The following is an 11,413-nucleotide window of genomic DNA, read 5'->3' as shown; positions in this document are numbered from 1 at the left end:
AAGGAGCACACGGCGAGCCCCTCCGCGGTTTTCAGGAAGCGGGGCGGGTGTGCAACCCGGCCGAGTAGGGTGATCTGTTCGCTCATGCTGTGCTCCTCCACTGTGTGCCACGGTTCGCGTGCGGCGGTGTGCCACGGTTCGCGTGCGGCGCCGGTGCGGGGTGTGCCGCGCGGCGCCGCGGTTCCTCCGAGTGTTCCGGAGGGGCGCGCTCGGGTGGTGGCGGAGCGTCAGGCTGTGCAGAATTCGCGGATGCGCGTTTCGGTGTGCTGGGCTCACCCCGTCCCGGCGGTGAGCACGCTCGCGTAGTTCGCGATGCCGAGTCCGCCCATGTTCTGCACGAGGGCGGTGTGCGCTCGGGGCAGTTGCATCTCCCCCGCGGTGCCGGTGAGCTGCATCGCCGCGATGACGTGCTGGGACACCCCGGTGGCGCCCACCGGGTGTCCTTTGGATTTCAGGCCGCCAGAGACGTTGACGGGGAGCACCCCGTCGGGGGTGACCCAGCCCTCGCGGATCGCACGCCTCCCCTCGCCGCGCGGGGTGAGGCCGAGGAGTTCGTAGAGGATCAGCTCGGCGATCGTGAAGCAGTCGTGGACTTCGGCGAGATCGAGCTGTGCGCGGGTGACCCCGGCCCGGTCCAGGGCCCGGGTGATGGCGAGCTCGGTCGCGGCGAAGGCGAGGGGGTCCCGTTTGGCCGCGGGCAGGAAGTCGTTGGCCTGCCCCCAGCCGCTCACCACGACGGGCTCGGTCGCTGCCGTCCCCGAGGGCTCCGCGGAGAGCACGAGGGCGGCGGCGCCGTCCGAGACCGGGGAACAGTCGGTTCGGCGCAGGATCCCGGCAACCGTGGGGTTTCGCTCGGAGACGGTGCCGCAGAATTCCTCGCCCAGGTCTTTCCGGAGCTGGGCATAGGGGTTCCGCACCGCGTTGCGGTGGCTCTTGGCCGCGATCCGGGCCAGGTCGTCCTCGATGGGGCCGTGCCGATGCTGATACTCCTCGGCGACCTCGGCGAAGCGCCCAGCGAATCCGGTCGTGGAGGGGTGGCCCGCGACGTCGCCGTCCGCGCCGAGGAGCGCCGCACCCACCTGGGCGGCCGGGGCGTGGGTCATTTTTTCGGCCCCGACGACGAGGACGTGCCGGGCGTCGCCGGAACGGATTGCGCGCAGGCCCTGGTGGACCGCCGCGGAGCCGGAGGCGCAGGCGTTCTCGACCCGGGTGGCGGGCACCCCCCACAGCTCGGGTTCGCCCTCGAGCACGAGCGAGGAGGGGAAACCGAGCGGCAGCAGCCCGGAGTTGAAGTGGCCCAGGTACACCTCGTCGATGTCGCTCGGATCGACCCCGGAGCGGTCGAGGGCGTCCCGCACCACCGGCGCGATGAGCCCCGCCAGGGACGTTTCGGGATGCTTCCCGAACACCGAGTGGCCCCAGCCCGTGATGAGGGGGCGGGCGTGGCTCGCCGCGCGGGTCATCGCCCGGCCCCGTTCCGGGCCGCGGCGGTCCGGCGGGCGCGGCCGCGCTCGGGGACGACCTGGACCTGCCCGGTGAGCGCGCGCTCGCTCGCATCGGAGCTGCGGTGGAAATCGCTCGGGCGGAGGATGAGCAGCGCGATGATCGAGGCGATGCCGGTGCCGACGAAAAACAGCCAGGGCGAGGAGATGTCCCCGGTCGCGTTGATGAGGCCGGTTGCGATCATCGGGGCGCTCCCGCCGAAAATGGCCACGGGGAGGTTGTATGCCACGGCGATCCCGGTGGAGCGGATATGCGTGGGCAGCAGTTCCGTCATCAGGGCGTAGGTCGATGAGGCGTAGAGCCCGAACAGGATCGCGACCGCGAGAAACGGCGGGATCACCGCCGCCGGGGTGCCCACGAGGGCCGCCTGGAAGAACCAGTAGAGCGCTCCGGTGCCGAGGATCCCGATGACCAGCAGGAACGGCTTCCGGCCGTACCGATCCGTGAAGGTGCCGCCGAGGGGCATCACGATGGCCGAGAGCACGCTCCCGCTGAACACGGCGAGCAGGGTCGTCCCCGAGTCGAAGCTCAGGGTGTTCGCAAAGAACGTCGAGGCGTAGGTGAGGACGAGGTAGAACATGGAGCTGTGCAGCGCAATGATGAAAAACACGAGGGCCATCGAGCGCTTCCAGTGCATGACCTCGCGAAGCGGGGTCTTCGAGGTGGTGCCCTGCAGGACAAGCTGGCGGAACTCGGGGCTGTCCTCAAGCTTCATCCGAATGTAGAGCGCGATGAGCCCGAGGGGACCGGCGACGAGGAACGGAATCCGCCAGCCACCGTTGTGCATGGCCTCCGAGCCGAGCAGGAAAATCAGGGAGTTGGCGACGAGCCCGCCCAGGACGAGGCCGAGCACCGCGGTGACCATGAGCCAACTCGTCGAGTAGCCGCGGCGCCCGGGACCAGCGTATTCGGCGATGAAGCTCGTAATCGTCCCGATCTCACCGCCCGCGGAGAAGCCCTGCACGCACCGGATGAGGATCAGCAGGACCGGGGCAAGCCAGCCGATGCTCTGGCTGGTGGGGAGCAGGCCGATCGCGAAGGTTGAGCCGGCCATGAGGACGAGCACGATCAGCAGGGTCTGCTTGCGGCCAATCTTGTCGGCGAGCGGGCCGAAGAACAGGCCGCCGAGCGGGCGGACAAAAAAGCTGAGGGCGAAGACGGCGAAGCTGCTGAGCAGGTTGATCGCGGGGTCGTCGCTGTCAAAGAACGCCGTGCCGATGTAGACGGCCAGGAAGCCGTAAATCCCGTAGTCGTACCACTCGATGAGGTGGCCGGTGGTGGCCCCGAGGAAGGCTCGGCGCCGACCAGCCGGGTCCTGGGGTGGGACGGGGGCGCCGCCGGACCGGGTCGCGGCGTCAGTGCTGCGGAGGGAGTTGGACATGTGAGGCTGCCTTTCTGGGCTGGGTCCGAGACTGGCTGCTCGCGGCGAGCGCTCGCACCCGGAGGGCGAGTTGGCGTCGCATCGTGACGTCACTGTCACGCCAGTTTTCGGAGGTGAGGGTGTCGATTCTGCTGAGGCGCTGGTGCACGGTGTTCGCGTGCACGAACAGGGCGGGGGCCGCGGTCGTGACGTTACCCCCGTGGTCGTAGACCACGCGGAGGGTGCTGAGCAGTTCGGTGCCGTGGGCGTCGTCGTAGTCGATGATCGCGCCAAGCACATCGGAGACGAAGTCGGCGAGTTCTTCCGGGGTACTCCGCGCGAGGATGCTCGGCAGCGGGGCGATCTCGGTCCGGGTGACGCCCTCCCCGCTCCGGCCGAGCGCGACGAGGGCGCGGGCCGTGTCCTGCGCCGCGGCGAGCGCCGGGGCTAAGCGCTGCGGCGGCTGGCTCAGCGCGACGGCCCCGACCGTCACGGGGCTGCCGAGCGCCTGGCTGAGGTGCTGGGCGACGTCGCGGGCGGAGCCGCTCAGGTCGGTTCCGGGCAGCCAGAGCAGCGCGCCGTCCGTGATCGCGGTGCCGAGTCCGCCCCGGCGCTCGGCCGCGTCCTGGGCGGCACGGATGAGCGGGCCGCGGAGGGACTGTTCCTCGACCCGGGCGGCGAGGACCACGCTGAGCGTGTCCACGCGGACCGCGAGCCCCGCGCGCAGCAGGTGGGCGTGCTCGTCCTCCGGGTTGTGCAGGAGGGCGTGGACGTAATCGGAGGCCTGTTCGCGAGCCCCGGTCCGGCTGGCCTGCTGCCGGGACAGGATGAGGCCAGCAACCGTCGCCGCCCGGCTCAGGATCTGCTCACGCAGGGCCGGCTGCCCGGCGGCGTCAGGGGTGAGGCCCGGGGACTCCGGGGTCTCCGGTCGGTGACTCAGCCAGCCGAGGGGGGTGTCCGCGTCCCCGAGGAGCGCGAGGGATTCCTGGTCGCGCTCCGGGTCGCCCGGGTCGCGGAGCGGGCCCGGCGAGACCGCGATGGGGAACCCGGCCCGGTCCGTGATGAGGATCTGCCCGCCGACGGCCTCCCGGGTGAGCCTGGCGAGTTCCGCGGCCGTGCCGGTGGACATGAGCAGGGCGAGGAGCTGATCCTGGAAGCGGAGCAGCGAGCTGGTGCCCGCCTCGCTCGCCCGGTGTGATTCCAGGGAGGCCTCCAGGCGTTCCACCTCAGCCCGACCCTGCTCGTGCACGGTGGCGTTTTCGATGAGGATCCCGGCGTGCTGCGCCAGGGAGAACAGCAGGTCCACATCTTCCGGGCGGTAGTCGTGCACGCGACGGTCAGCGGCGAGGAGGACGCCAACGACGCGTCCCGAAAAGAGCACGGGCACCCCGAGGATCGCGCGGAGGCCCTCCTCGGTGGTCGCGTCATCGATGGTTCCGCTGTGTTGATAGACGGGGTCGCTCAGGTAGTCCGCGGTCCAGCTGGGTTTGCGGGTGCTCGCGATGTACCCCGCGATGCCCTCGCGGGGTTGCACACTGAGCCGGGCGAAGGCATCCGAGACGATTCCCTCGGAGACCACCATCGTTGCCCCCTCGGTCTCCGGGTCGAACCGGAGGAAGTAGGCGACGTCGGCCATGAGGAGCCGTCGGCTCCGGGCGACGATGGAACGCAGCACGGTGTCGACCGCGTCTAAGCCGGCCAGGTCTCGCGCGGAGCTGACGAGCTGGGTGAGGCTCTGCTCCCGCGCGCGGAGGTGGTCGAGGCTGTCCCGGAGCGCCAACGCCGCGGCGAGGCTCCGCTCCCCCGCCGGACCGCTCGGCCGTGCCGCGGCCAGCTCGGTCAGCTGGGCGGCGCTCGCCTCAGCGACCAGCGCTTCGAGGAGCGCGAGGGGAAGCTCGGTGTGCGTATCAGGGACCTGCGGGTGCGGTTCGGTCACGGGGTTCCTCCGCTCGGGGTCGTGCTGAGCGCCGGACTCAGCTTGAATCGCCGGACCTTCCCGACGCTCGTGCGGGGCAGATCCTCGATGAGGTGCCAGGCGCGCGGACGCGCCGAGGGTGCGAGGTGCTCTCCGGCCCAGGCGGCGAGCGCGTCCAGGTCGGGTGGGCTGGCGGGGTCCCGGGGCACGACGTAGGCGACGGGGACGGTGTCCCGCACCGGGTCGGCCTCGGCGAGCACGGCCACCTCGAAGACGCCGGGGGCCTGCGCGAGGACGGCTTCGATCTCGGTGAGGCTCACGTTCTCGCCCGAGACCTTGATCACGTCGTCCACACGGCCGACGAAGCGGTAGCTGCCGTCGGGGGTGCGCTGGGCCAGATCCCCGGTGCTGAACCAGGTGCGACCGTCGCGCACCTGGAACGCCGCCTCGGTTTTCACCGGATCGTCCAGGTAACCCTCGAAGAGGTCGATGCCGCGGGTCCCCGCCACCGTGATGATGCCCGGCTCGCCCTCGGCAACCTCCGCGCCGGTGTCGGGGTCGAGTAGGCGGACGGCCCGCGAGAGCACCGGTGTGCCGATCACATCCGGGCCCGGTTGCGCGGAGAGGTCCGCGGTGACCACGGCCAGGGTCTCGGTCATCCCGTAGAGCTGTCGGGGGGCGACTCCGATGAGCTCGGCGAAACGCTGGAAGTGTTCCTCCCCGAGGCTCTGCGCGAACCAGAGGTGCCGGAGCGCGAGCCGAGGCGCGTCCTCGGGGCGCCGGGCCAGGATCATCCGGATGGGCGCCGCGAAGAGGCTCGCGTGGGTCACGGCGAGGTCTCTGGCCTGTGTGAACCAGCCGGAGGCGGAAAAGGTCGAGGTGAGCGCCACGCTGCCGCCGACGGCAATCGCCGCGTTGAAGCAGTAGAACTGGGCGTTCGCGTGGAACAGCGGCAGGGTGACGAACCAGCGGTCCTCCGGGCCGAGCGCGATGATCTCGGACATGGCCCGGGCGCAGCTGTGGTAGTTCCCCTGGGTGAGGATGACCCCCTTGGGCGCCGAGGTCGTGCCCGAGGTGAACATGAGCGCGAGCCGGGTGTCGGCGGCGACCGGGACAGCGGCGGCGGGTGCGCCGAGCAGCGCTGCCCCGTCGAGAAGGTCGGTGGCGTCCTCGCGCAGCGCGAACGCCCGGTCCAGGGCGCCCTCGCTGCCCGCGCGGTATGCGGCGGCGCGTTCGGCGCCGTACACGCCGACCCGGGCGCCGGTCCGGCTGAGCTGGGAGGCGATGTCGCGGGCGGCCGAGGCGGGGTCGACCGAGACGATCCAGGCGCCCAGCCGTGCGGCGGCCAGCCAGATCGCGATAAAGGCGGGGCTGTTCTTCAGCGCGACGTGCACGGGGTCCCCCGCGCGAACCCCCGCCTGGGACAGCGCACCGGCGACCCGCTCCACCCGATCGTGGAAGCTCCCGTAGCTCCACTCGTTCCGGGTCCCTTGGGCGTCGAGGAAGACGAGGAAGGGCCGCTCGGCGTGCTCGCGGACGGCTCGCTCCCAGAGCGCGGAAAAGGTGCGGTGGGTGTCAGGCATGGGGGATTCTCCGGGTACGTCGGTGTACGTCCCTCTGCCTCGAGGGCTGGGTTCCCTCTAATCTATTGACGCGCCCCGGGAAGGGCGATGTGGACACTCCCCAGTGTCCTCGGGTTTCACCGGGGAGGGTGCCCCGCCCCGGCAGCGCGGTCCCACGGGCGCGCCGCGTGACGCGAGGGCGCGCCGTCGGCTCCCCTCCGCGAAGCGCGGGGGTTCAGCGCCGCGGCGCTCAGTCGATCAGGTAGTCGGCGAAGCCCGCGCGGACCTTGTTCACCTTCGGGACGGCGACCGCGAGGCAGTAGCCCTGGCCCGGGTTCTTCGCGAAGAAGTCCTGGTGGTACTCCTCCGCCTCGAAGAACTCGCCGAGCGGGCTGATCTCGGTGACGATCTCGCCGGGCCACCACTCGGCGGCGCGCTGCCGGGCGGCCTCGAAATCGGCGCGCTGGGCCTCGTCGGCGAAGTACATCGCAGAGCGGTACTGGGTGCCGATGTCATTGCCCTGCCGGTTCAGCTGGGTGGGGTCGTGCAGGGTGAAGAAGACGTTCAGGATGATGTCGGCCGGGATCTCGGCCTCGTCGAAGGTGACCGCGACGACCTCGGCGTGTCCCGTGCGCCCCGTGCAGATCTGCTCGTAGCTCGGGTTCGGCGTTTCCCCGCCCGTGTAGCCGGAGACCACCGAGCGAACCCCACGCAGCGTGCGGTACACCGCGTCCAAGCACCAGAAGCAACCCCCGCCAAGCACGTATGTCGTCGTCATGCGTCCAGGGTACCCCCGCCGCCTGGGCGCGGTCTCGGCGGATGTCGCTGGATTACGCGCGCCACCAGGTGTCGCCAGGGGCGACGGGCATCCGGCGCTTGTGCCGGCTCTTCCAAAAGTGCCGCTCGATGGTCTCCGCGGCGGCGTCCGCAACCTCGCGCCCCTCCAGGTAGGCGTCGATGTCGGCGTAGCTAACGCCGAGGCTGGACTCGTCCGTCTGGCCCGGCTCCCCGTCGAGGAGGTCCGCGGTCGGCACCTTCTGCCACAGCCGTTCTGGCGCGCCGAGCTCCGCGAGCATCGCCGCGCCCTGGTTCTTGGTCAGCCCGGCCAGCGGCAGCACGTCCGCCCCGCCGTCGCCGAACTTCGTGTAGAAGCCGGTCACGGCCTCGGCCGCGTGATCGGAGCCGATCACGAGCAGGCCCGCCCCGCCGCCGAGCGCGTACTGGGCGATCATCCGCGCGCGCGCCTTCACGTTGCCCTTGTGAAAGTCGCTGATGGGCTCCCCCACGGCCGCCCGGTATTCCTCGGCGAGCCCGTCGACGCTGCCGCGAATGTTCAGGGTCACGGCGCGATCGGGCAGGATGAATTTCAGGGCGAGCGCCGCGTCGTCCTCGTCGTGCTGCACCCCGTAGGGCAGTCGTACCGCGACGAACTCCGCCTCGCGCCCCTCGGCACGCAGGCGCTCAGCGGCGAGCTGAGCGAGCCGCCCGGCCAGGCTCGAGTCCTGCCCCCCGCTGATGCCGAGCACGAAGCCGCGAACCCCGGGGATCGACCGCAGGTAGTCGCAGAGGAAGGCAACGCGCGCGTCGATCTCGCCCCTCGGGTCGATCTCGGGAACCGAGCCCAGCTCGGCGATGATGGTTCGCTGCATCTCTCGCATGCCACCAGACTACCGGGGCGGGCCCCGCCGAACCAGGCCCGCGGCTCAGCGCCGGTAGCCGCGCAGCCAGTGCTCCAGGTGCCGGTAGGCGTGCTGGCGCACCGGGAGCCGGGAGAGGAAGATGTCGTGCATCGCGTTCGGCACGCGGACGACCGTGGTCTGCTCCCCCAGGTCAAGGGCGCGCCGGGCGATGCCCTCCACGTCGAGCACGATGTCGCTGCTGAGCATCGAGTCGTCCCAGTTCAGCGCGAAGACGCTGCGCTTCGCGAGCAGCACGAGCGTGGGCAGGCTCAGGTCGAGCCCGCGCGAGACCCGCTCGTGGCCGCGGACGATGGCCTGCAACCAGGCCGCGTAGATCGGGAAGCTGTGATCGGGCCGCCACTCGGCGTTCAGCTCCCACTCGCCCCGGAAACGCTTGGACACCGCCTGTACGTAGAACCCGGGGTCCGTGTTTTTCAGGTTCGTCTTGGGGTTGAGCCGCCCAACGGTGCTGATGAGCGGGCTGAGCGCCATCCGGCCCACCTCCCGCGTCTGCAGCTCCAACCAGGGGCTGTTCAGGATGAGGGCGTGCGTCCGGCCGGGGAAGCGCGCCGCGAACAGCGACAGCACGAGGCCCCCCGTCGAGTGCCCGAGGAGCACGAGGCGGCGCGGGCTCGGCGTCGGGCGGTGCCGCCCGTGGCCCATCTCGGTCAAAGCGGCCTCGATCTCCTCGTCGTACTCGCCGAGATCGGTGATGTAGCCGGGGCTCTGCCCGGGCCGGAGGCTCCGCCCGTACTTGCGCAGGTCGAGGGCGAAAAAGCGCGCGCCGCGCTCCCGCCAGAACTCGGCGAGCTCCGTCTGGAAGAAGTAGTCGCTCCAGCCGTGCACGTAGAGCACGTCGATCTCCGCGGCCAGGCCGAATCGGCCCGCCCAGTACGGGGGCCTGCCCGCGTCGACGAGGGTCGCCACGCAGGGCCCCTCGTCGTCGTCCGCGAGCGGCAGGGTTTTCGCCCGGAAGGGCGCGCCGAGCACGTCCGGCCGCCAGCCAAGATCCTCGGCGGCGCGGCGGGCTGCCCGCGCGGCGTCCTCCGGCGCGGGTGCCTCGCCCGGATCCCCCGTCTCAGTGCTCACGTCAGTCATCCTGCCAGCATCGCGTCCCGGGTGCCAGGGTCCGCTACTGCTCGTTCAGGCAGCGCGGTCCCAGGAGCCCCTTGAGCTCGCCGAAGAGATCCGGGGAGACGCGCACCCGATCCGGCAGCTCGAAGACGCGCACCACGGTGCTCGTGTGCAGGCGGATGCGCACCTCGTTCTGCCCCGGGTGCCGCTTCAGCGACTCCTTCAGCTCCCCCATGAGTTTCTCGGTCGCCCGGTGGTCGGGCACCGTGATGCTCAGCGGCGCGCCGACCTCCTGCTGCCCCGTCTCCAGGGCGCTGGCCCCGTAGGCGTGCATGGACATGCCGTCGTCGCGGGCGTTGATCTTGCCGCGCAGCGACACGATCGAGTCGGCGACGAGCATCGGCCCGAACTCCAGGTAGGACTTCCCCATGAACAGCGCGGTCATCTCGCCCGTGAAGTCCTCGATCGTCACCATGCCGTAGAGGTTGCCGGACTTCGCGGTGCGGTGCTGCACGCTCGTGATGAGCCCGGCGAGCGTGACGGTCTCCCCGTCAAAGTTCGCATCGGGGTTGTTCACCTGCTCCACGGTCGCGCTCGCGTGCTTGGCCAGCACAAGCTCCAGGCCCCGCAGGGGGTGATCCGAGACGTACAGGCCGAGCATGTCCCGCTCGAAGGCGAGCTTGTCCTTCTTCGACCACTCGGGGCGATCCGGGACGAGGCTCACCTCCTCGCCGCTGCCGCCGTTTTCCTCGTTGACCTCCGCGAAGAGCGAGTCGAAGTCGAAGCCGATCGCGCCGGTCTCCTCCGCGCGCTTGTCCTTGGCCGCGGAGTCCACCGCGCCCTCGTGGATCTCGACGAGCGCGCGGCGCACGGGCGAGACCGAGTCGAAGGCTCCCGCCTTGATCAGGGAGTCCACCGTGCGCTTGTTCAGCACGGTGAGCGGCACCTTCTTGAGGAAGTCGTGGAAGGACGTGAACGCGCCCTTCTCCTCGCGCGCCTGCCGGATGAGCGCCACGACGTTCTCGCCGACGTTGCGGATCGCGCCGAGCCCGAAGCTGATGTCCTCGCCGACGGCGGAGAAGTTCGCGAAGGACTTGTTCACGTCCGGCGGGAGCACCTGGATGCCCATCCGGCGGCACTCGTTCAGGTACACCGCGAGCTTGTCCTTCGAGTCACCGACCGAGGTGAGCAGCGCGGCCATGTACTCGGCCGGGTAGTGGTGCTTGAGGAAGGCGGTCCAGTAGCTGACGACGCCGTAGGCGGCGGAGTGCGCCTTGTTGAAGGCGTAGTCCGAGAAGGGCAGCAGGATGTCCCACAGCGCCTTGATCGCGGCGTCGGAGAAGCCGTTGTCCTTCATGCCCTGCGAGAAACCCGCGAACTGCTTGTCCAGCTCGCTCTTTTTCTTCTTGCCCATCGCGCGGCGCAGAATATCGGCCTGGCCGAGCGAGAAGTTCGCGACCTTCTGCGCGATCGACATCACCTGCTCCTGATAGATGATCAGGCCGTAGGTGCCGCCGAGCACCTCCTGCAGGGGCTCCTCAAGCTCGGGGTGGATCGGAGTGATCGGCTGCAGGCCGTTCTTGCGCAGCGCGTAGTTCGTGTGCGAGTCGGCCCCCATCGGGCCCGGCCGGTACAGGGCGAGGACGGCGGAGATATCCTCGAAGTTGTCCGGCTTCATGAGGCGCAGCAGGCCGCGCATGGGGCCGCCGTCGAGCTGGAACACCCCGAGGGTGTCGCCCCGGGCGAGCAGCTCGTAGGCCTTCGGGTCGTCGAGGGTGAGATCCTCCAGCACGAGGTCCACGTCGCGGTTAAGCTTGATGTTCTCGACCGCGTCGGTCACGATCGTGAGGTTGCGCAGGCCCAGGAAGTCCATCTTGATCAGGCCGAGGCCCTCGCAGGTGGGGTAGTCGAACTGGGTGACGATCTGCCCGTCCTGCTCCCGCTTCATGATCGGGATGATGTCGATCAACGGGTCAGAGGACATGATCACGCCGGCGGCGTGCACGCCCCACTGCCGCTTCAGCCCCTCCAGGCCGAGCGCGGTCTCGTAGACCGTGCGCGCCTCGGCGTCCAGCTCCATGAGCTGGCGGAACTCGGCGGCCTCCTTGTAGCGATCGTGCTTCGGGTCGGTGATCCCGGCAAGCGGGATGTCCTTCGCCATAACCGCGGGCGGCATCGCCTTCGTCAGCTTCTCCCCCATGCCGAAGGGGAAGCCGAGCACGCGCGAGGCGTCTTTCAGGGCCTGTTTGGACTTAATCGTGCCGTAGGTCACGATCTGGGCCACGCGCTCGTCGCCGTACTTCTCGGTCACATAGGTGAT

At 70.2% G+C, this 11,413-nt stretch carries 9 protein-coding genes; all 9 read right to left on the bottom strand.

Annotated features, from left to right (window positions below):
• A partial coding sequence (locus OOT08_RS19275; RefSeq protein WP_442916292.1) for a hypothetical protein occupies window positions 1–86 on the bottom strand: 86 nt, incomplete at its 3' end.
• A gap of 186 nt (window positions 87–272) precedes the next feature.
• Entirely contained in the window at window positions 273–1,463 is a 1,191-nt protein-coding gene (locus tag OOT08_RS18295; protein ID WP_325094313.1) for a thiolase domain-containing protein, read from the bottom strand.
• On the bottom strand, window positions 1,460–2,884 hold the full coding sequence (locus OOT08_RS18290; protein WP_325094312.1) for an MFS transporter: 1,425 nt from the start codon (window positions 2,882–2,884) through the stop codon (window positions 1,460–1,462). The genes OOT08_RS18295 and OOT08_RS18290 overlap by 4 nt, the downstream gene beginning before the upstream one ends.
• Window positions 2,859–4,799 (bottom strand): helix-turn-helix domain-containing protein, encoded by a 1,941-nt coding sequence (locus tag OOT08_RS18285; protein ID WP_325094311.1) that lies wholly within the window; start codon window positions 4,797–4,799, stop codon window positions 2,859–2,861. Before OOT08_RS18285 ends, OOT08_RS18290 begins: the two co-directional genes overlap by 26 nt.
• Entirely contained in the window at window positions 4,796–6,361 is a 1,566-nt protein-coding gene (locus OOT08_RS18280; RefSeq protein ID WP_325094310.1) for a class I adenylate-forming enzyme family protein, read from the bottom strand. Before OOT08_RS18280 ends, OOT08_RS18285 begins: the two co-directional genes overlap by 4 nt.
• Window positions 6,362–6,590: 229 nt before the next feature.
• Window positions 6,591–7,118: a peptide-methionine (S)-S-oxide reductase MsrA gene (gene msrA, locus OOT08_RS18275; protein ID WP_325094309.1), complete on the bottom strand. Its 528-nt coding sequence runs from the start codon at window positions 7,116–7,118 to the stop codon at window positions 6,591–6,593.
• 52 nt (window positions 7,119–7,170) lie between these two features.
• The gene (nadE, locus tag OOT08_RS18270; RefSeq protein WP_325094308.1) at window positions 7,171–7,998 is read right to left on the bottom strand and encodes an ammonia-dependent NAD(+) synthetase; all 828 of its coding nucleotides are present in this window, start codon (window positions 7,996–7,998) and stop codon (window positions 7,171–7,173) included.
• A 45-nt stretch (window positions 7,999–8,043) separates the two neighbouring features.
• Window positions 8,044–9,108 (bottom strand): alpha/beta hydrolase, encoded by a 1,065-nt coding sequence (locus tag OOT08_RS18265; protein ID WP_325094307.1) that lies wholly within the window; start codon window positions 9,106–9,108, stop codon window positions 8,044–8,046.
• A gap of 43 nt (window positions 9,109–9,151) precedes the next feature.
• Window positions 9,152–11,413 (bottom strand): DNA polymerase III subunit alpha (gene dnaE / locus OOT08_RS18260; RefSeq protein ID WP_325094306.1); only part of this gene is annotated, 2,262 nt, incomplete at its 5' end.

The sequence above is a fragment of the Leucobacter sp. M11 genome (assembly GCF_035726885.1).
In the GTDB taxonomy this organism is placed as follows: domain Bacteria; phylum Actinomycetota; class Actinomycetes; order Actinomycetales; family Microbacteriaceae; genus JAPFRB01.
This window is presented reverse-complemented; position numbering and strand designations above follow the sequence as displayed.

What these genes read in the sequence shown, in the direction of transcription:
- OOT08_RS18295 (WP_325094313.1), bottom strand. Translation starts at nt 1,463, where the DNA reads ATGACCCGCGCGGCGAGCCACGCCCGCCCCCTCATCACGGGCTGGGGC.
- OOT08_RS18290 (WP_325094312.1), bottom strand. Translation starts at nt 2,884, where the DNA reads ATGTCCAACTCCCTCCGCAGCACTGACGCCGCGACCCGGTCCGGCGGC.
- OOT08_RS18280 (WP_325094310.1), bottom strand. Translation starts at nt 6,361, where the DNA reads ATGCCTGACACCCACCGCACCTTTTCCGCGCTCTGGGAGCGAGCCGTC.
- msrA (WP_325094309.1), bottom strand. Translation starts at nt 7,118, where the DNA reads ATGACGACGACATACGTGCTTGGCGGGGGTTGCTTCTGGTGCTTGGAC.
- nadE (WP_325094308.1), bottom strand. Translation starts at nt 7,998, where the DNA reads ATGCGAGAGATGCAGCGAACCATCATCGCCGAGCTGGGCTCGGTTCCC.